Source organism: Bacillus sp. B28, assembly GCF_029536185.1.
Lineage (GTDB): Bacteria > Bacillota > Bacilli > Bacillales > Bacillaceae > Bacillus > Bacillus halotolerans.
On the sequence record NZ_CP120511.1, the window covers coordinates 1,479,929 to 1,500,701 of the forward strand.

Genomic DNA, 20,773 nt, shown 5'->3' on the forward strand with positions numbered 1-20,773 from the left:
CAGGGGATTTTATACATAAAAAAGACGAGTGAATCCGGGGGGAATGCCACTCGTCACCTTCTAATGAAAAGACGGGATGCTGGATGGCAGCTCGTCTGTTTTATTATAAAATATCGAACGTATGTTTGTAAAGGCGTCTTTTTTAAAGAAATGGTTAAAATAATGCTCAAAACAGATTCATTGTAAACCTTAACGGGATTATGTTAAGATGCATGAACTGATAAGGAGTGATACAAAGTGAAAACATTGCGTTTAAACGATGTCACGTTAGAAATGTCAACATATCAAGAAGAGAGCGAGCCGAAGCGGAAAATTGCCTTTACCTTACACGTTACCAGTGAGACTTATCATGATATCGCTGTGCTGTTATATGAAAAGACATTTAACGTCGAAGTTCCGGAACGGAATCTTGCCTTTCGCGGTGAAATCACAAATTATTCAACGTCATTGACCAACCTGTACGAAGCGGGAGCCGTGAGTGAATTTTATATCGAAATAACGGAAACGGACACGAACGCCGATTCATAATCGGTGTTTTTTTATGTATAAAAGCTGCCGGCCGGCAGCTTTTGAGAAAGCTAATTTGATATGTAAGGTGTTTAATTGTTCGTCTTGCAGTTTTTGCGAATGCGTGTGGATGAAGGAGGATTTAATAGGAGTCTCTGATGATCTTGTAATTTTTATGATTAACAACAGTCAGTGAATCTAGCTCAAGATCCCGATAGTTATCCATAATGGTAACATCTACGATAACAGAATTCTCATTAACTTTTTCAACAACACCGGTTAATCCGTTTTTAAATTCAATGACGTTTCCGACCTTAGCGATTTTCACAAGCTTCCTCTCCTTTAAACATAATAATTCCTTTTGAAAGTATTAAACAGTATTTTTATTGAGAAGTAAAGCGATAAGGAGTTTTATCGTCCTAAGGAATTGTCCTGGCCCAGGAAAAATGATATATTGATTTTCGTTCAAAGATTGAAAAGGGGGAGTTTTGATTGCGTCCCGAAGACATAACAGAACAGATTGAACAGCTTCGTACTGGTGAAATAAAAGAATTGAGAGTCCAAAAAGAACACTTTCTTGATTTCAGGGCCGTTTTATCGAAACAGGACGATTTTAAGCATTTCCGAGGCATTGCCCAGCAAGGCGGAGATGTGGTGTTTCAATATTTAGAACAGCCAAGAAGCTAAAAGGTTTCTCATAAGTGAGAAGCCTTTTTATCATATATGACAGAACGCCGGACTTTTATTACAAATGATGTAACAGACGTAAACAAAATGTAAAATTACAAAAATGGATAAATATGCTTTGAAATGACAAGATTTATAGAAAATCAGGCTGTTTTTTTGCCATTAATCAGTGCGTCACCCGGTATATTCCATCCTGATACCTGTTTGGGAGAGTTGGAAAATCTTTTTCCGTGAAATTGATTTGATCTCTTGTTAAGGTTATGAAGTGTTTTTTGAGCACTTTAAGGAGGAAACTGTATGACGACAAAATTTACTGCGCTAGCTGTTTTTCTTCTTTGTTTCATGCCTGCTTCGAAAATTGAACATACACAAGCTTCACTACTGAACACAAAGAAGACAAAACATGAAGAAGCTAAGCTGCTTACCCATATAAATCATGACACAGACACATCTTTCTCTTCACTGTCTGCTGATGAGGACAAGAAAAAAATAAAGCCGATCAGGCTATCAGCGAACACTGAAAAAAAAGAAAACGAACAATCAGAGAAAACGAATGAGAAGAAAGAAACTTATTCTGAGTCTGAAAAAGAATTGCTTTCCCGACTCGTTCACGCAGAGGCGAAGGGCGAATCATATGAAGGCAAGGTCGCTGTTGCAAGCGTTGTGCTGAACAGGACGGATAAGAACGGCTTTCCCGATACAATCAGAGGAGTTATTTATCAGAAAAATGCCTTTGAACCTGTCGCAAACGGAAGCATTAATCAAGAGCCTGACAAAGAATCAATTGAGGCTGTTGAAGAAGCGATGTCATCTAAGGACAGAGAAACAGAAGCCCTTTTCTTTTATAACCCGAAAACGGCGTCAGATGACTGGATTCGCTCAAGGAAAATCATTGAAAAAATCGGCAGGCATGTCTTTGCCATATAAGCATAGAAGAGACCATTCGTCTCAGCTGTGCTTTTTTTTATAGAAAGAGTAAAAATAAAATAATTTTTGAACTTGTCTCATATGATGTTGGTAGTACAAGAGACAAGGAGAGACATCATGAATCGATTTGTAAAAGGGATTATTCTTTTATCCATTGCCGCCTTTTTCGCCGAATGCCTTGAATTTGTCGTGAATATGATTTTGGCGCGCGAGCTTGGCGAGCACGGGATGGGGCTTTACATGAGTATTTTGCCTACCATCTTTTTAATTATTGTCATCGCAAGCTTGGAGCTGCCAATATCAATTTCTAAATTTATCGCTGAATCAAATCCAAAGCTCCATGAAAGCATGCTGAGGCACGCCTTTCGAATGACAGCTGTTTTCACAGCCTTTTCCACCGCCGCCGCCAGTATTGCGCTTCCTTTTATTCCGGTGTTTGATACATATCACCCGTTTATCAAAGGAATTGTCATCGGCTTGATTCCTATTGTCGCCTTTACGTCAATTGCCCGAGGCTACTTTATGGGTGTGCAAAAAATGGGGAAGATCGCAATCGCTAATGTACTGAAAAAAATCATTCAGCTGTTGTGCTTGTTCATCTTCTTTCAATGGTACTCGTTTGAGCTTGACATGGCTGTGCTGATTTCGCTGTTTGTCCTTGTCGTGAGTGATGTGATCGTGCTTGTTTACTTGTATTCACAGTTTATCCTGGCAAGACGTGCGGTATCGGTTCAGCAGCATATCCATTTGCGCGGAAAAGATGTTAGAAAAAGACTGCTTGCCGTATCGATTCCGACAACCGGACTGCGCATTTTCCACGCCGTAGTCAACGCCATTGAACCCTTTTTAGTAAAAGGAGCGCTTTTGGCAGCGGGCGTTGCCGGGACAACTGCCATCGATCAATACGGCATGCTTGCCGGAGTGGCTGTGACGATAGGGTCGTTTCCTGCTTTTATCGCCCATTCGTTAATGGTCGTCATGATTCCCAGTATTTCTGAAGCTTATTCTCTCTCACAATATGACATCGTATTAAAAAGGCTGAAGCAGTCGATCTTTATTACGTTGGGATATGGTATACCGGCTGTCTGGATCATGTTCCAGTTTGCGGAGCCCCTGACCCATCTGTTTTTTCACTCTCCTGAAGCACAATATTATTTGCAGCTTTTGTGGCCGTACTTTCTCTTTCATTTATTTGTGATGCCCCTTCAGGCATGTTTAATCGGGATGGGCTTTGTCAAAGAAGCTTTTTATCACAACGTGTGGAGCCATCTCGTTGCGCTGAGTATGATGTATGTGCTGGGTTCAATGGAAAATCTGCAAATGCTCGGGATTATCCTTGGGATGAATACAGGTATGATTTTGCTGACGAGCCTACACTATACAACGATTTGCAAAGCGCTGCGTGTATCTGTTTTTCTGACGGGAGGAAACCGAACGCCGCGGATTGAAGGATGATAAATCTCTAGCGGGGCAAGCTATTTGAAAAGCATGAAAGGAAGATTCCATGTTGACAAAACGCTTGCCCCTCACTATTTGCCTGATCTTATTTGCTATAATTTCATGGCTGCCTCTATCGGCACAGGCTGCCACTAAACAGCCTGCTGTTCCTGCGGTTTTTCTCATGAAAACGATAGAGGGGGAGGATATCTCCATCCCAAATAAAGGACAGAAAACGATCCTGCATTTTTGGACTTCATGGTGTCCGCCCTGCAAAAAGGAACTTCCTCAGTTCCAATCATTTTACGAGGCTCATCGATCTGACAGTGTGAAGCTGGTAACGGTCAATTTAGTGAATTCAGAACAAAATCAGCAAGTCGTTGAAGACTTTATCAAAGCAAACCATCTGACCTTTCCGATTGTTCTCGACACAAAAGGGGATTTAATGAAGGAATATCATATTATAACGATTCCCACCTCGTTTTTGCTGAATGAAAAGGGTGAAATTGAAGAAACAAAAGTGGGGCCGATGACGGCTGAACAATTGAAAGAATGGACGAAAGAATAAGCTGAGAGCGTAGCCTTTCAGCTTTTTTGTCATATAATGAAAGGTGAATAGATGTTAATGATAATTATTATCAAAAAGAAATTAAAATAATTATAATTGAAATTCTTTTTCTGCATGCTATAATTAAGAAAGACATCATGGAATAATCAACGATGAAGCTGCCTTCTGGGCGGCGATTTTGTTTTTTATAAGAGAAATGAAGATGATTTGCGTTCTCAATTAGGGAGGAGAATTCGATATGAATGAACAAGTGATGCTTCAACAAGACCAGCATCAGCCATTAAAGACAGAACAGCTAGAAAAAAGCTGGACCCAGCATGCGGAACTTATCGCAGCCCTTGTGTCAGGTGCTCTTATTTTAGCAGGCTGGCTCCTTTCCTCACATCAGTTGTTATCGGTAACGCTATATTTGCTGGCCTTTGTCATCGGCGGATTTGCTAAAGCGAAAGAAGGAATCGAAGAAACGCTCGAATCCAAAACACTGAATGTTGAGCTTTTAATGATTTTCGCTGCCGTAGGTTCCGCATTGATTGGGTACTGGGCAGAGGGTGCCGTTTTAATCTTTATTTTTTCCTTAAGCGGAGCTTTAGAAACATACACGATGAATAAAAGCAGCAGAGATTTAACTTCTTTAATGAAGCTTGAGCCTGAAGAAGCAACGCTGATTGTAAACGGCCAAACCAAAAGAGTATCGGTTGCAGATATTAAGGCTGGGGATACGATTGTTATCAAACCTGGAGAACGGGTGGCAGCTGACGGAATCATTGAATCTGGTTCTACAAGCCTTGACGAGTCAGCGTTAACGGGCGAATCGATGCCCGTAGAAAAAAACGCCGGCGACGCTGTGTATACGGGAACTGTTAATCGAAACGGCTCCTTGACCGTCCGTGTTACAAAAGCAAGTGAAGATTCTTTGTTCCGAAAGATTATCAAATTGGTGGAATCTGCGCAAAACAGTGTGTCACCTGCGCAAGCTTTTATCGAACGATTTGAAAATGCATATGTAAAAGGCGTTCTGATCGTGGTGGGGCTGCTGTTGTTTGTTCCGCACTTTGCACTTGGCTGGAGCTGGAGTGAAACCTTTTATCGCGCGATGGTATTTATGGTGGTGGCGTCACCTTGCGCACTTGTCGCGTCCATCATGCCGGCAGCGCTGTCCTTGATTTCAAATGGCGCCCGCAACGGCATGCTAGTGAAAGGAAGTGTGTTTCTTGAACAGCTGGGATCTGTGCAAATGATTGCTTTTGACAAAACGGGGACTGTAACAAAAGGCCAGCCCGCGGTTGAGACGGTCAGACTGGCGGAAGGGTACGAAGAAACGGAAGTGCTTGAAGCTGTCTATGCGATTGAGAAGCAGTCCAGCCATCCGCTCGCGCAAGCCATTGCCGGCTATGCTGAAAGCCGCGGCATCAACCAGTCCGGCTACATATCAATCGAAGAAACGTCAGGCTTTGGTGTAATGGCTGAAGTGGCGGGTGCCAAATGGAAAGTCGGAAAGGCAGGATTTATTGGGGAAGAATTGTCAGCACAATTTTTGAAACAATCTGCATCAGATATCATTCAAAACGGCCAAACCATAGTGTTTGTGAAAAAGGACGATCAAATTGCCGGCTGTATCGCTTTGAAAGATCAAATCAGACCTGAAGCAAAAGAAGTCATGGATGAACTGAGCCGTCTGGGGATTAAAACGGCCATGCTGACGGGAGATCACGAGGACACGGCTCAAGCGATAGCGAAGGAAGCGGGAATGACAACAGTTGCAGCAGAATGTCTGCCTGACCAAAAAGTAAATGAAGTGAAACGATTAAAAGAAGAATTCGGGACGATTGCAATGGTCGGAGACGGAATCAACGATGCGCCGGCACTAAAAGCGGCGGATGTCGGCATTGCAATGGGCGGCGGAACAGACGTGGCCCTTGAAACTGCTGATATGGTGCTCATGCAAAACGATTTGAAAAAACTCGTAAAAATGTGCCGTTTATCACGGAAAATGAACAGGATTGTAAAGCAGAATATCGTATTTTCTCTCGCGGTCATTTGCCTGCTAATTTGCGCAAATTTTTTACAGGTGATGGAATTGCCGTTTGGCGTTATAGGCCATGAAGGAAGTACGATCTTGGTGATTCTAAACGGTTTAAGGCTTTTAAAATAAAAAACAGCGGTCCAAATGGGCTGCTGTTTTTTTATGGATCAAGTTTTACCTTCCTTTGCTTTTTCTCTTGATCCGGCCTTTTCATCACAATGATGAGAGCCAGGATGCAGCAAAGGAAGCCGGCTGCACAGCCTATGATAGAGCTGTAATAATAAAAATCCACCAGCTTCATACCGACAAAAGGAGCGGAAATTCCCGCAACTGTTAATAGAACAACGGCCTTACGTCTGAAAAAATTCATCAGCAAACGGAACAACTCCCTGCGATTTAACTCTCCTCTCAGTATACAAGATGACCTGCAGGAAATAAAATGATGGAAAACGGAAAGTCGCCGTGAAAGGCAAACACCCGTAAAACCTGTTACAATATATAAAGAACAATGCATGGCAAAAGGCAGGGAGGAACAAGAAATGAATAGAATACAACGCGTCTCTTCATGGCTGAAGGAAGCGGGGCATACTGCCGCATTTATTCATACGAAAGAAAATGTATTTTACTTAACCGGTTTTTATACAGAGCCGCATGAACGTGTAATGGGTTTGTTTATCTTTCAAGAGGAGGAGCCATTTTTCGTTTGTCCGGGAATGGAGGCAGATCAGGCCCGAAATGCCGGATGGAATTACGAAATTATTGGCTATGCCGATCACGAAAATCCATGGGAGCTCATTGAAAAAGCACTCAAAAAACGAAATATCAGCATACATACGCTTGCCGTAGAAAAGGATTCAATCTCGCTTTCGCGTGCCGAACAACTGAAGCATTCAGCTGGAGGGGCTCAATTTGTATCAGCAGAAGAAACACTTAACCAGTTTCGTCTGATTAAAGAGGAGCATGAAATTAAATTGCTGAAAGAGGCGGCGAAGCTTGCCGATTTTGGTGTTGAAGTCGGGACAGCTGCTTTGCGTGAAGGCATCAGTGAGGTGGAAGTTCTCGCTCAGATTGAGTATGAGTTGAAGAAAAAAGGAATTCAGGGCATGTCTTTCTCGACAATGGTGCTATTCGGGAAAAAATCAGGTCAGCCTCACGGAAATCCAGGAACAGCCACATTAAAGAAAGGCGATTTTGTCTTGTTTGACCTGGGTGTTATTATGGACGGCTATTGCTCTGATATCACGCGAACCTTTGCTTACAAAACAATCAATCCGAAGCAGGAAGAAATTTACGAGACGGTGCTCCAAGCGGAAAAAGCCGCGATAGAAGCAAGCAAACCAGGCGTGAGAATCGGAGATCTGGACTTAACTGCCCGCGGAATCATTGAAAAAGCCGGATACGGAGAATATTTCCCTCACCGGCTGGGCCATGGTCTCGGCATTTCAGTGCATGAGTACCCGTCGATGAGCAAAGCCAATGACACGCTGCTGCAGGAAGGAATGGTTTATACAATCGAACCGGGCATTTATGTGCCGGATGTTGGCGGCGTACGCATTGAAGATGACGTTCACGTAACAAAAGACGGGGCGGTTGCGCTTACTCAATATCCGAAGGAATTAACGATATTGCCGTAACAGGCAGAGATAAAAAAGGACTTTGTTCTCGACATCGTCCTTTTTTATCTGTTTTAAATAAAAAAATCATCAAATGTCCGAAATGGTTTCACTTCATGTTTTTGATTGAGCGGTCTTACAGCCAGGCAGCTTCCGCCCAGAACGGCCAGACATAATCCAATTAAAATGAAGAAACCCATTTATATCTTCTCCTTTCAGCAAAAAACCATCTAATCTGTCGGTACGTTCTTATCGTATTGTATGAAACGCATTCCAGATCAAGGAAAATCAGAAAGAAGGGAATTTATGGCTAATATTAAAGACATTGCAGAAAAAGCCGGTGTCTCCGTTACGACGGTTTCCAGAGTCATAAACAATCATCCTTATGTAAGTGAAGAGAAAAGAAAAAGAGTGCTTGAAGCAATGGAAGTGTTGGAGTACACAAGAAATGTCCACGCTGTGCATTTGTCGAAGGGGTTTTCAAACATGATCGGTGTTGTAATGCCGACGATCGGCCTTCCTTATTTTGCGGAACTGATGGCGGGAATTTCAGACGCTGCCGCAGAGTCAGGCATTCACCTCTCTTTATTCCAGACAAATTATGACGTGAAGAAAGAAATCTTTGCGCTGTCCCAATTAAAACAGCGCCAGGTTGACGGTTTGATTTTTTGCTCGAAGGCGCTGTCTGATGACAAGCTCAAGGAGTGGGAAGGGCCGATATTGCTTTGTCAGAATTCAAATAAGGGCGGGTTTCCCACAATCAGCATCCCTCATCAAGCCGCATTCCGGGACGGACTCGACTATTTAATCGCCAAAGGGCACAAAAAAATAGCGATTTGTTTAGCGAGAAAAAAAGGCATGAACAGTCATTTTCGCATCAAAGCATATAAAGAAGCATTGGAAGAGATCGGAGAAACATTCAATGAAGAATGGGTGATTGAGAAAGCGATTACAATGAACGATGGAAAAGCGCTTTTTCATAAATGGAACAACTGGAGGGAAAGGCCGACGGCTATTTTTGTCGCCAATGATCAGGTATCGGCAGGGCTTTTACTCGAAGCGAAAGCTCAGCAAGTGTCTGTTCCGGGTGAACTTGCGATCTTAAGCTTTGATAACCATGAAATCAGCCAATTGCTTGGGATATCAACTATCGATATTCAAGCGAAGGAAATGGGCAAGCAGGCGTTTGCAATGCTGGAAAAAAGGATTCAAGGTCAGCCGATTGAAAGCAGGGTTCTTGATTACCGTCTCATTGAAAGATCGACTGTTTAGTGAAAGGATGAAAAAAGGTTTGACGCGCATTCCGTTCGTTATGTACGATATGAGGTATTGAATGACAAAGGAGCTGAGGATCGTGAATGGGTCCTTTACAGTGAAAAAGGTACTGAATAATAACGTATTAATTGCTTCTCATCATAAATACAGTGAAGTAGTTTTGATCGGAAAAGGAATTGGTTTCGGGAAAAAACAAGATGATGTGATTGAAGATAAAGGGTACGATAAAATGTTCATTTTAAAGGACGAAAAGGAACAGAAGCAGTTTAAAAAGCTCCTCGACTATGTTGATGAAAAGCTTGTTGATATTTCAAACGATGTCATATACCACATCAGCAATCGGACAAACCGTTCACTAAATGAACATATTCATATTGCACTGACTGACCATATTGCATTTGCAATCAAAAGGCAGAAGCAGGGCTTTGATATGAAAAATCCTTTTTTAATGGAGACGGAGTCACTTTATCCGGATGAATATCAGATTGCCAAAGAAGTCATTGATATGATTAATGAAAAAGCGGGCATCTGCCTTCCGGAAGGGGAGATCGGTTTTATCGCTCTGCATATTCATTCAGCCCTGACGAATCGCCCGCTGTCCGAAGTCAATAAGCACTCTCAGCTGATGGCGCAGCTTGTAGAGGTGATTGAAGACTCGTTTCAAATGAAAGTAAATAAGGAAAGCGTCAACTATTTACGGCTTATCCGGCACATCAGATTTACGATAGAAAGAATTAAAAAAGAGGAACCGACTAAAGAACCAGAAAAATTAATGTTGTTATTGAAAAATGAATATCCGCTATGCTACAATACAGCTTGGAAATTGATTAAAATCTTGCAGCAAACATTGAAGAAACCAGTTCATGAGGCGGAAGCGGTTTATCTCACGCTTCATCTGTACCGATTAACCAATAAAATTTCATAAATTCAGTTTATCCTTTAAAAACGTGTTACTGATCCGATCAGGCATGAGTGATTGAGGGGAAAAAACGGGAAGATCATTCTCGTTCTTTTGCGCACCCTATTTTGCTCATGCCTTTTTTGTTGTGTAAAAGGGCAAATGTAAACGGTTAAACTGGAAGACTTACGCCTGTGAATTCGTTGTCATGATTTTTAGCTGTAAGGTCAGACTAGTAAAAAGAGGAGGTCAATTCTTATGTTTAAAGCATTATTCGGCGTTCTCCAAAAAATCGGGCGTGCGCTTATGCTTCCAGTTGCGATTCTTCCTGCGGCGGGTATTTTGCTTGCGATCGGGAATGCAATGCAAAACAAGGACATGATTCAAGTCCTGCATTTCCTAAGCAATGACAATGTTCAGCTCGTAGCGGGTGTGATGGAAAGCGCTGGGCAGATTGTTTTCGATAACCTTCCGCTTCTTTTCGCAGTAGGTGTAGCCATCGGGCTTGCCAACGGAGATGGAGTTGCCGGGATAGCAGCAATTATCGGTTATCTGGTGATGAACGTATCCATGAGTGCGGTTCTTCTTGCAAACGGAACCATTCCTTCCGATTCAATCGAAAGAGCCAAGTTCTTCACTGAAAACCACCCGGCATATGTAAACATGCTCGGCATACCTACCTTGGCGACAGGGGTATTCGGCGGTATTATCGTCGGTGTGCTGGCGGCATTGTTGTTTAACAAATTTTATACAATTGAATTGCCGCAATATCTTGGTTTCTTTGCGGGTAAACGTTTCGTACCGATTATTACGTCAATTTCCGCACTGATTCTGGGTCTTATTATGTTAGTGATCTGGCCTCCGATCCAGCATGGATTGAATGCCTTTTCAACTGGATTAGTGGAAGCGAATCCAACTCTTGCTGCATTTATTTTCGGTGTCATTGAACGTTCGCTTATTCCATTTGGTCTGCATCATATTTTCTACTCGCCATTCTGGTATGAATTCTTCAGCTACAAAAGTGCAGCCGGAGAGATCATCCGCGGGGATCAGCGCATCTTTATGGCGCAGATTAAAGACGGCGTACAATTAACAGCAGGTACGTTCATGACAGGTAAATATCCATTTATGATGTTTGGTCTTCCTGCTGCAGCGCTTGCGATTTATCATGAAGCAAAACCGCAAAACAAAAAACTTGTTGCAGGTATTATGGGTTCAGCAGCACTGACATCCTTCTTGACAGGGATCACAGAGCCATTGGAATTCTCTTTCCTATTCGTTGCCCCTGTCCTATTTGCGATTCACTGTTTGTTTGCAGGGCTCTCATTCATGGTCATGCAGCTGTTGAATGTTAAGATTGGTATGACATTCTCCGGCGGTTTAATTGACTACTTCCTTTTCGGCATTTTACCGAACCGGACGGCTTGGTGGCTTGTCATCCCTGTTGGTTTAGGGATTGCGCTGATTTACTACTTCGGATTCCGATTTGCGATCCGCAAATTTAATCTGAAAACACCAGGCCGTGAGGATGCTTCAGCTGAAACAGCAGCATCCGGGAAAACAGGAGAAGCAGGCGACCTTCCTTACGAGATCCTGCAGGCAATGGGTGACCAGGAAAACATCAAACACCTTGATGCTTGTATCACTCGTCTGCGTGTGACAGTAAACGATCAGAAAAAGGTTGATAAAGACCGTCTGAAGCAGCTTGGCGCCTCCGGGGTTCTGGAAGTGGGCAACAATATTCAGGCGATTTTCGGACCGCGTTCTGACGGATTAAAAACACAAATGCAGGACATCATCGCTGGACGCAAACCAAGACCTGAACCGAAAACATCCGCTGAGGAAGAAGTAGGGCAGCAGGTTGAGGAAGTCATTGCAGAACCGCTGCAAAATGAAATTGGCGAGGAAGTCTTTGTTTCTCCGATTGCTGGACAAATTCACCCGATTACTGATGTTCCTGACCAAGTCTTCTCAGGAAAAATGATGGGTGACGGCTTTGCGATCCTTCCTTCTGAAGGCATCGTCGTTTCTCCGGTAAGAGGAAAAATATTAAATGTTTTCCCGACAAAACATGCAATCGGCCTGCAATCCGACGGTGGAAAAGAAATTTTGATCCACTTCGGCATTGATACGGTCAGCCTCAAGGGCGAAGGGTTTACGTCTTTCGTATCAGAAGGGGACCGCGTTGAGCCTGGACAAAAGCTTCTTGAAGTTGACTTGGACGCAGTAAAACCGAATGTACCGTCTCTGATGACACCGATCGTATTTACGAACCTTGCTGAAGGAGAAACAGTCAGCATTAAGGCAAGCGGATCAGTTAACAGAGAGCAAGAAGACATTGTGAAGATTGAAAAATAAGGGTATATAGTACGCTGTGCTTGTCAGATGACAAGTACGGCTGTATGATATAATATTGTGAAGTAATATAGCTTTAAGTTAAAAGGAGAATGATAAAAATGGCACAAAAAACATTCAAAGTAACTGCAGATTCTGGAATTCACGCTCGTCCTGCAACAGTTCTTGTACAAACTGCAAGCAAATACGACGCTGACGTTAATTTAGAATATAACGGCAAAACTGTAAACCTTAAATCAATCATGGGTGTTATGTCTCTTGGAATCGCTAAAGGCGCTGAAATCACAATTTCTGCTGCTGGCGCTGACGAAAACGATGCTCTTAACGCTTTAGAAGAAACAATGAAAAGCGAAGGACTCGGCGAGTAATGCAAGAATTAAAAGGGATTGGTGCTTCAGCCGGCATCGCGATTGCAAAAGCGTACCGGCTTGAAGAGCCAGATTTAACGGTTGAAAAGAAAAACATCTCTGATTCTGAAGCGGAAGTAAGCCGTTTTGATGAAGCGATTGCACGTTCTAAAGAAGAGCTCGAAAAAATCAAAGAGCATGCTTTGAAAGAACTGGGTCAGGATAAAGCTGATATTTTTTCTGCTCACCTTTTAGTTCTCAGTGACCCTGAGCTTCTGAATCCTGTGAAAGAAAAAATCAGCTCTGATTCTGTAAACGCTGAATTCGCTTTAAAAGAAACGTCTTCTATGTTCGTTACCATGTTTGAATCTATGGATAATGAATACATGAAAGAGCGTGCGGCAGATATCCGCGACGTAACAAAACGCGTAACGGGCCACCTGCTTGGCGTTGAAATTCCAAACCCAAGCATGATTTCAGAAGAAGTTATTATTGTTGCTGAAGACTTAACACCGTCTGACACAGCTCAATTAAACCGTGAATTCGTAAAAGGATTCACAACTGATATCGGCGGACGCACATCTCACTCTGCCATCATGGCGCGTTCTCTTGAGATTCCTGCAGTTGTCGGAACGAAAGCGGCTACAGGCACGATCCAAAACGGCGTGACTGTTATCGTTGACGGTATTAATGGCGATGTCATTATCGATCCTTCTGCGGAAACTGTAAAAGAGTATGAAGAAAAACATAACGCTTATTTAGCTCAAAAAGCTGAGTGGGCGAAGCTGGTCAATGAACCGACTGTATCAAAAGACGGTCATCATGTAGAGCTTGCAGCAAATATCGGTACTCCTGATGATGTGAAAGGTGTTCTTGAAAACGGCGGAGAAGCAGTTGGTCTTTACCGTACAGAATTCCTTTACATGGGAAGAGATCAGCTGCCTACAGAAGATGAGCAGTTTGACGCTTACAAAACGGTTCTTGAGCGTATGGAAGGAAAATCAGTTGTCGTTCGGACACTTGATATCGGCGGAGACAAAGAGCTTCCTTACCTGCAGCTTCCTAAAGAAATGAACCCGTTCTTGGGCTACAGAGCGATTCGTCTTTGCCTTGAAGAGCAAGAAATCTTCAGAACACAGCTTCGCGCGCTGCTTCGTGCAAGTACATACGGAAACTTGAAAATCATGTTCCCTATGATTGCGACAGTTAACGAATTTAAAGAAGCGAAAGCGATCCTTCTTGAAGAGAAAGAAAAGCTTGTCAAAGCGGGACAAACTGTATCTGACGACATTGAAGTCGGTATGATGGTTGAGATTCCGTCAACTGCAGTTATCGCTGATCAGTTTGCTAAAGAAGTTGACTTCTTCAGTATCGGAACAAATGATTTGATCCAATACACAATGGCAGCTGACCGTATGAATGAACGTGTATCTTACCTGTATCAGCCATACAACCCTGCAATCCTTCGCTTAATTACACTTGTAATTGAAGCGGCACATAAAGAAGGAAAATGGGTCGGCATGTGCGGAGAAATGGCAGGAGATGAAATTGCGATTCCGATTCTTCTTGGCTTAGGCTTAGATGAGTTCTCAATGAGCGCAACTTCTATCCTTCCGGCAAGAACACAAATCAGCAAATTGTCTAAACAAGAAGCTGAGTCATTCAAAGAGAAAATCTTATCTATGAGCACGACAGAAGAAGTTGTCGCGTTCGTAAAAGAAACATTCAAGTAATGCACAAAACCAGACGGCCTCCGGCCTGTCTGGTTTTTTTCATAATCAGGGATGCAGCGGGGCACAATAACATGGCTAGGAGGGATAGAATGTCAAACGAATTTAACGCAGGAGATACAGTCTACGTCATCTACAGAAATCCGCACGCCGCCAATGTTGCTCATATAAAGGAAGCTGAAATTGTGCATCACCCATACCATGAGGGTGAGCTTTCCCTGTTTATATTTGAAACCTACCATCCGTTTGCCGAGGATGATGCTGTTTTTGCAAGCTATGAAGAAGCAAAAACGCTTTACAAAGAATTATTTGATATCGATCCGTACGAGTAACAAGGAAAACATTACAACTCATATCCTTTCCGCCTTATGAGAAAAGTAACGGTAGAAAAGGAAAAGGATGTGGCACCATGCAGAACCCATTTGTTCCGCAGCTCGTTTATATTGAACCGAGAGCAATGGAATATCCATTGGCACAGGAATTACATGATAAATTTGAAAAAATGGGCATCGAAATCAGAGAAACGACGTCCCATAACCAAGTGCGCAATATTCCTGGTAAAAACCATCTTCAGCAATACCGTAATGCAAAATCAACTTTAGTAATCGGTGTCCGAAAAACATTAAAGTTTGATTCTTCAAAACCGTCAGCTGAATATGCGATCCCGTTTGCGACAGGCTGTATGGGGCATTGCCATTACTGCTATTTACAAACCACAATGGGAACAAAACCCTATATCAGAACCTATGTAAATGTCGAAGAAATCTTGGACCAGGCGGATCAGTATATGAAAGAACGTGCACCGGAGTTTACAAGGTTTGAAGCTTCATGTACCTCGGATATTGTGGGCATCGACCATTTGACACATACGCTCAAGCACGCCATTGAACATTTTGGACAGAGTGAGCTTGGCAAGCTCAGATTTGTCACGAAGTTTCACCATGTTGATCACCTTTTGGATGCGAAACATAACGGGAAAACAAGATTCAGATTCAGCATAAATGCTGACTATGTGATTAAGAATTTTGAGCCGGGAACCTCTCCTCTCGATAAACGTATTGAAGCGGCTGTAAAAGTAGCGAAAGCAGGCTACCCGTTAGGCTTTATTGTTGCGCCGATTTACATCCATGAAGGCTGGGAGGATGGATACAGACATCTGTTTGAAAAACTTGATGCCGCTTTGCCGCAGGATGTCAGACATGATATTACCTTTGAATTGATTCAGCATCGATTTACGAAGCCGGCGAAACGAGTCATTGAGAAGAATTATCCAAAAACAAAGCTTGAGTTAGATGAAGAAAAGCGGCGCTATAAATGGGGACGCTACGGGATCGGAAAATATATTTATCAGAAAGATGAAGAGCATGTGCTTCGGGAAACGCTTGAATCTTATATCGATACGTATTTTCCTAATGCAAAAATTGAATATTTCACGTAAACGGGCTGTCAGCTTTACAGCTCGTTTTTTCATAAAAGGGATTTTTCCACTCCATCAACACCCCGTAATTCAAGGATTCTTCATCGTCCAAATAATTGCTGACGATGCAGAGCGGTGAACGGCCGCAATGGAGGAGAAATGACAGTACAGGATCTTTCTTTTTTCCTTCTATAACATCCTCTACATATTGTGAAGCACTGATCTCATGTGCGTACTTATGATAAAAAGGAATACGTCCGCCGCCGAGTAACCGTTCCATTCGCTTTTCAACGGCTAATTCATACATCGTATTCATCAGCCATTTTCCTATTCCAAGCTTCCGGTAATGCGGTGAAACCGAAATATCCACTACATATAACGTATTTGCCTGCGGATCATGACATGTAATATAGCCGTTATCTGTTGTCTCCGCCCATGTATGCTCGGGAGCATCGGGTTCAAAATGCACGATAAGAGACGTCATCGAACCGACGATCTCACCATTAACCAGCGCGCATAAGGCGCCTTCCGGAAAGGTGTTGATATGGCTGGCAAGCTGTTCTTCTGACCACAGCAATTCCTGCGGAAATGGAGGGGGAAAACACTCTTTCTGAAGAGAAAGCAAGCCCTCTATGTCTGTTCTCAAATAATTTCTGATCGTCAGCCGCTCAAATTTAATGCCATTATGGACATACATCTGTTTAAAAATGATAATCACTCTCCTTGTGCTGTTTATTATATCGTAATCCAAACTGCTGAAACACATCTAGTTAGAATTTTCAGTAAATATCTTGTGATTTCAATATAATTTATTTTATGATTATTCATTTTTGGGTGAAAAGGCCGATATAGAAAATAGGAGGGGATTGGTTTGTTTAAAAAACTTCACATGAAGATTGCTGTTTTCGTTTCTATCATGTTAATCGTCACAGTTGTTCTTTTGATGCTTTCTTCTTACCTGACGTTAAAACCGATGATTACAGAGGATGGGAAAAACACGACACAAAACGTAACAAACTCGCTTGAACAAAATATTGAACTGCAATTAAAGAGTTATGACATTTCGCTGTTAAGATTGGCAAATGGAGAGTTAACACGTGCGTTTGTGACAAATTCAAGTAAAGAAGCTGCCAGGCTGTTTAATGATGACATTAAACAAATTAAAGAAAACGATGATTATGTGGCGATGGCCTATATAGGCACCGCAAAAAAAGAAATGTTTACATATCCGAAAGCGGAATTTTCAGAAGATTATGATCCGGTTTCTAGACCATGGTATAAGCGCGCGGCTGAAACACCGGATAAAGTCGTCTGGACGGAACCCTATAAAGATGTCGTGACGGGAGAAATGATCGTCACAGCCTCAAAAGCAATTCTTGACGGGCAGAAGGTGATAGGCGTTGCCAGTTATGATCTGAAACTTTCTTCCATCCAGACCATGGTAAATAAGCAAAAGGTGCCATACAATGGATTTGCTTTTTTAGCTGATGCAAGCGGCAATCTTTTAGCACATCCGTCAAACCAAGGAAAAAATATCTCCAAGGACCAAACATTAAAAAACATTGCATCTGACAAAAACGGGATACAAGATGCAATGGGAAAAATGATTGTGTATCAAACGGTTGGAGAAACAGGATGGAAAGTCGGAACACAATTTGACACAAATAAATTAATGTGGATTTCAGATAAAATGAATCGGGCGAACCTTTTCATCTCACTCATCGCGCTGGCGGTGACGATTATTCTCAGCTACTTTCTCGCCAAAACAATAACCGGGCCGATCCAGCAGCTGATTGCAAAAACAAAGGCCGTCTCTGCAGGCGATTTGACAGTACAGGCAGAGTCAAAGACCAAGGATGAAGTCGGCATGTTAACAAGAGACTTTAATCAGATGGTTGAAAACATGAAGGAAATGGTGGAACAAGTCAGACATTCTTCAGGAAAAGTGTCTGACACCTCTGAACAATTAACAGCTGTCTCCGCTGAAACCAATGAAACGAGCGGACAAATTGCAAAAGCGATCGAAGAAGTGGCAGCAGGGGCAACGGAACAGGCTTCAGAAGTTGAGACCATTAACGAAAAATCAGAAAACCTGTCTGCTAAAATCAGACGAATTGCTGATCAGGCAGGCGGCATGAAAGCACGTTCAAAATCCTCAGAGGATGCAAGCTATAAAGGGCTTGACGCGCTCGGCCAGCTGCTGATGAAATCAAACGAAGCCAATACGGAAACAAAGAAAGTCGAAACGATGCTGCTGGATTTGGAAAATCAAACGAAGAATATTGAAGAAGTGGTTACTGCGATTTCAAATATTTCGGATCAAACCAATTTACTTGCCTTAAATGCCAGTATTGAAGCAGCCAGAGCCGGTGAAAGCGGACGCGGATTTGCAGTTGTGGCTGAAGAGGTGCGGAAGCTTGCCGAGCAGTCAGCGCTTTCCACCAAGCATATCAGTGAGACAGTGAAGCTGATTCAGCTTGAAACAAAAGAGGCTTCTCACGCAATGGTTGAAGCAAGTAAAATGAATGATGAACAAAACAGCGCAATTCATGAGACTGGTGAAGTATTAAACACCATCACCGCGGAAATGCAGTCACTTGTCCAAGGTATTGATCAAATTTACGAAGAAATACAAAGAATGAGTGAAGAACAGCTTGCCATTTCTGAAGCGATTCAAAGTATCTCAGCTATATCACAGGAATCGGCTGCTGCAGCGGAGGAAGTCAACGCCTCAACCGATGAACAGCTGATCACGCTTGAGAAAGTCAAACACTCAACTGATACATTAAAACATGCAAGCCAAGAGCTTATGAACGCTATTGCTAAATTTACATTATAATCAACATTGATACCCAGGACTTTTTCAAGTTTTGGGTTTTTTATTTTTTAGACGCTACTATATGATTACTAGATATGGTAGTCTAGAAACTGATAAATTTTAACTAAATGAAATCTAACGTCTGGGGGAATTTACTTGAAAAAAACAGTCGGTTTTATCGGTCTTGGAGTAATGGGAAACAGTATGGCTTCACATATCCTTAAAGATGGACATCACGTATTGGTGTATACCCGGACAAAAGCAAAAGCGGACAGCATACTGGAAAAAGGCGCGGTGTGGAAAGACACTGTAAAAGAACTATCGAAAGAAGCGGATATCATTATTACAATGGTAGGCTATCCCAGTGATGTAGAAGAAGTGTATTTCGGCAGCAGCGGAATTATTGAACATGCTAAAAAAGGTGCGTATCTCATTGATATGACGACTTCCAAACCGTCGTTAGCCAAAAAAATTGCGGAGGCAGCCAAAGAAAAATCGTTATTTGCCTTAGACGCACCTGTTTCAGGAGGTGACATCGGCGCGCAAAACGGAACACTGGCGATTATGGTCGGAGGAGAAAAAGAAGCGTTTGAAGCTTGCCTGCCCATCTTCACTTTAATGGGAGAGAATATTCAATATCAAGGGCCGGCAGGAAGCGGGCAGCACACAAAGATGTGTAATCAAATCGCGATTGCAGCAGGTATGATCGGTGTAGCCGAAGCGATGGCTTATGCCCAAAAATCAGGCCTTCAGCCGGAAAATGTCCTGAAGAGCATTACAACTGGAGCGGCAGGAAGCTGGTCATTGTCAAATCTCGCCCCGCGTATGCTGAAGGGTGATTTCGAGCCAGGATTTTATGTAAAGCATTTTATCAAAGATATGGGAATTGCCTTAGAGGAAGCTGAATTAATGGGTGAAGAAATGCCAGGCTTGTCGCTTGCGAAATCATTATATGACCAACTTGCCGCACAAGGAGAAGAAAACAGCGGGACTCAAAGCATTTATAAGCTTTGGGTGAAATAAAAAGAGATTGCCTGTCCAAAACAGGCAATCTCTTTTTTATTATTTTCCGATGAATTGCTGTGTCCAGTAGCTGCCGGATTCAACATAACCGACACCGATGTGTGTGAAGTTAGGGTTAAGAATGTTTTTTCTGTGGCCCTCACTGTTCATCCAAGCTTTTACTACTTCTTCAGGTGTTTTTTGTCCTTTAGCAATGTTTTCACCAGCTGTTTTGTAGCTGATTCCGAAAGATTTCATCATATCAAACGGTGAGCCGTACGTTGGGCTTTGGTGATCAAAATAGTTCTTGTCTTTCATATCCTGTGATTTTGCATGTGCAGATTTGCTTAATGTTTCATCAATTTGAAGCGGTTTTAAACCTTGTTTTTGTCTTTCTGCATTTGTCAGCTCAACAACTTTTTTCTCATATGCACTTACAGATGAAGGTGCAGCTGTTGTTGTATTATTGCTTGTTTTTTCAGGAGTAGCCGGTGCTTTAGCAGCAGTGCTTTTATCAGCAGCGGCTTTTTCAGGAGCCTTTTGGGCTGGCTTTGCAGCTTCGGGCTTTTGAACATCCTGAATCTTCATGTTGGATTGTTTCGCGTGCTTTTGAAGAAGCTTCTCGAGCTCTTTTTCGTTAGCCGCGTTTAGTGTTTTTATATTTGTTTTAATATGTAGCTTTTTCACTACATCATTAAGTGTAAGGTTTTGCACTGTGTTCCCCGTTTTGACCGTTACCACAGGCTGGCAGGAGAGTTCTTTCGCTGATGCTTGCTGTACGCCTCCGAATGTGAATAATCCAACCGCAGCGGCAGCAGATAAAATAAATGCTTTTTTCATTAGTTCGTAACCTCCTAGAGTTGTTTGTTTTCTACAAAAAAATCATAACATAGCTTTTTTGTCATAAAGAATCCATCACTTTCCTTTGACAAATGGTGTTTGTCATTTTTGTAATCAAAACGCGCTGAACCGCTGATGGCAAGCGAGTAACGCATATGTAGGGACTTTATCTCACAGTTACATAGCTTCCTATTTTTTGAATCGTTAGTTATATTTTAATGTATTTCAATATTGACAACTTTTTTTATCCCTTTTCGCTGTAACAACTATTACAAAGGTGTTACAATTAAAAACAGTATATGTAAATATATTGAATGATTTGAGAGGGG

Annotated in this window: 21 protein-coding genes; 16 read left to right on the forward strand and 5 right to left on the reverse strand. The window is 42.3% G+C overall.

Features of this window, described 5'->3' with window-relative positions; genetic code table 11:
• The first annotated feature begins 237 nt into the window (after positions 1-237).
• Positions 238-528 (forward strand): DUF3219 family protein, encoded by a 291-nt coding sequence (locus tag P3L57_RS07470; RefSeq protein WP_044156116.1) that lies wholly within the window; start codon positions 238-240, stop codon positions 526-528.
• 121 nt (positions 529-649) lie between these two features.
• Here P3L57_RS07470 and P3L57_RS07475 read toward each other — a convergent pair whose 3' ends face one another.
• Complete coding sequence (locus P3L57_RS07475; protein ID WP_003232446.1) at positions 650-835, reverse strand: YkvS family protein; 186 nt, start codon at positions 833-835, stop codon at positions 650-652.
• Positions 836-999: 164 nt separating this feature from the next.
• Here P3L57_RS07475 and P3L57_RS07480 point away from each other — a divergent pair, with 164 nt between their 5' ends.
• From P3L57_RS07480 to P3L57_RS07500, 5 genes are all read left to right on the forward strand, one after another.
• Positions 1,000-1,194: a hypothetical protein gene (locus P3L57_RS07480; RefSeq protein ID WP_010334023.1), complete on the forward strand. Its 195-nt coding sequence runs from the start codon at positions 1,000-1,002 to the stop codon at positions 1,192-1,194.
• A gap of 297 nt (positions 1,195-1,491) precedes the next feature.
• A complete protein-coding gene (locus P3L57_RS07485) occupies positions 1,492-2,121 on the forward strand; it encodes a cell wall hydrolase (protein WP_059292883.1) in 630 nt (209 codons plus the stop codon).
• A gap of 117 nt (positions 2,122-2,238) precedes the next feature.
• Entirely contained in the window at positions 2,239-3,576 is a 1,338-nt protein-coding gene (gene ykvU, locus P3L57_RS07490; RefSeq protein WP_024121188.1) for a sporulation protein YkvU, read from the forward strand.
• Between the two features lie 49 nt (positions 3,577-3,625).
• Positions 3,626-4,126 carry an endospore biogenesis thiol-disulfide oxidoreductase StoA gene (gene stoA, locus P3L57_RS07495; protein WP_044156112.1) on the forward strand — a complete coding sequence of 167 codons (501 nt, stop codon included), beginning with the start codon at positions 3,626-3,628 and terminating at the stop codon, positions 4,124-4,126.
• A 238-nt stretch (positions 4,127-4,364) separates the two neighbouring features.
• Positions 4,365-6,278 (forward strand): heavy metal translocating P-type ATPase, encoded by a 1,914-nt coding sequence (locus P3L57_RS07500; RefSeq protein ID WP_059292882.1) that lies wholly within the window; start codon positions 4,365-4,367, stop codon positions 6,276-6,278.
• 31 nt (positions 6,279-6,309) lie between these two features.
• Here the strand turns inward: P3L57_RS07500 and P3L57_RS07505 are convergent, their stop codons facing one another.
• A complete protein-coding gene (locus tag P3L57_RS07505; RefSeq protein ID WP_044156111.1) occupies positions 6,310-6,525 on the reverse strand; it encodes a hypothetical protein in 216 nt (71 codons plus the stop codon).
• Between the two features lie 163 nt (positions 6,526-6,688).
• Here P3L57_RS07505 and papB point away from each other — a divergent pair, with 163 nt between their 5' ends.
• Positions 6,689-7,783, forward strand: a complete 1,095-nt coding sequence (gene papB / locus P3L57_RS07510) for a di/tri-peptidase (protein ID WP_069486473.1) — start codon at positions 6,689-6,691, stop codon at positions 7,781-7,783.
• Between the two features lie 53 nt (positions 7,784-7,836).
• Here papB and P3L57_RS07515 read toward each other — a convergent pair whose 3' ends face one another.
• Complete coding sequence (locus P3L57_RS07515) at positions 7,837-7,962, reverse strand: hypothetical protein (protein ID WP_010334030.1); 126 nt, start codon at positions 7,960-7,962, stop codon at positions 7,837-7,839.
• 106 nt (positions 7,963-8,068) lie between these two features.
• Here P3L57_RS07515 and P3L57_RS07520 point away from each other — a divergent pair, with 106 nt between their 5' ends.
• The 7 genes from P3L57_RS07520 to splB all read left to right on the forward strand — a co-directional run bounded on the left by P3L57_RS07520 (position 8,069) and on the right by splB (position 15,805).
• Positions 8,069-9,034: a LacI family DNA-binding transcriptional regulator gene (locus P3L57_RS07520; protein ID WP_059292880.1), complete on the forward strand. Its 966-nt coding sequence runs from the start codon at positions 8,069-8,071 to the stop codon at positions 9,032-9,034.
• Between the two features lie 61 nt (positions 9,035-9,095).
• Positions 9,096-9,962, forward strand: coding sequence for a glucose PTS transporter transcription antiterminator GlcT (gene glcT / locus P3L57_RS07525; protein ID WP_059292879.1), 867 nt, complete (start codon positions 9,096-9,098; stop codon positions 9,960-9,962).
• Between the two features lie 231 nt (positions 9,963-10,193).
• Complete coding sequence (ptsG, locus tag P3L57_RS07530; protein WP_059292878.1) at positions 10,194-12,293, forward strand: PTS glucose transporter subunit IIABC; 2,100 nt, start codon at positions 10,194-10,196, stop codon at positions 12,291-12,293.
• 98 nt (positions 12,294-12,391) lie between these two features.
• Positions 12,392-12,658 (forward strand): phosphocarrier protein HPr, encoded by a 267-nt coding sequence (locus P3L57_RS07535; RefSeq protein WP_010334034.1) that lies wholly within the window; start codon positions 12,392-12,394, stop codon positions 12,656-12,658.
• Positions 12,658-14,370: a phosphoenolpyruvate--protein phosphotransferase gene (ptsP, locus tag P3L57_RS07540; protein ID WP_059292877.1), complete on the forward strand. Its 1,713-nt coding sequence runs from the start codon at positions 12,658-12,660 to the stop codon at positions 14,368-14,370. Before P3L57_RS07535 ends, ptsP begins: the two co-directional genes overlap by 1 nt.
• An 89-nt stretch (positions 14,371-14,459) precedes the next feature.
• Positions 14,460-14,699 (forward strand): splAB operon transcriptional regulator SplA, encoded by a 240-nt coding sequence (gene splA / locus P3L57_RS07545; protein WP_044156104.1) that lies wholly within the window; start codon positions 14,460-14,462, stop codon positions 14,697-14,699.
• A gap of 77 nt (positions 14,700-14,776) precedes the next feature.
• Positions 14,777-15,805 carry a spore photoproduct lyase gene (splB, locus tag P3L57_RS07550; protein WP_059292876.1) on the forward strand — a complete coding sequence of 343 codons (1,029 nt, stop codon included), beginning with the start codon at positions 14,777-14,779 and terminating at the stop codon, positions 15,803-15,805.
• On the opposite strand, the gene P3L57_RS07555 is transcribed toward splB, so the two are convergent.
• On the reverse strand, positions 15,798-16,499 hold the full coding sequence (locus P3L57_RS07555) for a GNAT family N-acetyltransferase (RefSeq protein WP_082687909.1): 702 nt from the start codon (positions 16,497-16,499) through the stop codon (positions 15,798-15,800). The two genes, splB and P3L57_RS07555, sit on opposite strands and share 8 nt — an antisense overlap.
• 156 nt (positions 16,500-16,655) lie before the next feature.
• Between P3L57_RS07555 and P3L57_RS07560 the strand changes: the two genes are divergently transcribed.
• Together P3L57_RS07560 and P3L57_RS07565 are read left to right on the forward strand one after the other, a co-directional pair.
• Entirely contained in the window at positions 16,656-18,623 is a 1,968-nt protein-coding gene (locus tag P3L57_RS07560; protein WP_069486474.1) for a methyl-accepting chemotaxis protein, read from the forward strand.
• 135 nt (positions 18,624-18,758) lie between these two features.
• On the forward strand, positions 18,759-19,625 hold the full coding sequence (locus tag P3L57_RS07565) for an NAD(P)-dependent oxidoreductase (RefSeq protein WP_059292874.1): 867 nt from the start codon (positions 18,759-18,761) through the stop codon (positions 19,623-19,625).
• A gap of 39 nt (positions 19,626-19,664) precedes the next feature.
• Here the strand turns inward: P3L57_RS07565 and P3L57_RS07570 are convergent, their stop codons facing one another.
• Entirely contained in the window at positions 19,665-20,444 is a 780-nt protein-coding gene (locus tag P3L57_RS07570) for a CAP domain-containing protein (protein WP_069486475.1), read from the reverse strand.
• Between the last annotated feature and the right edge of the window lie 329 nt (positions 20,445-20,773).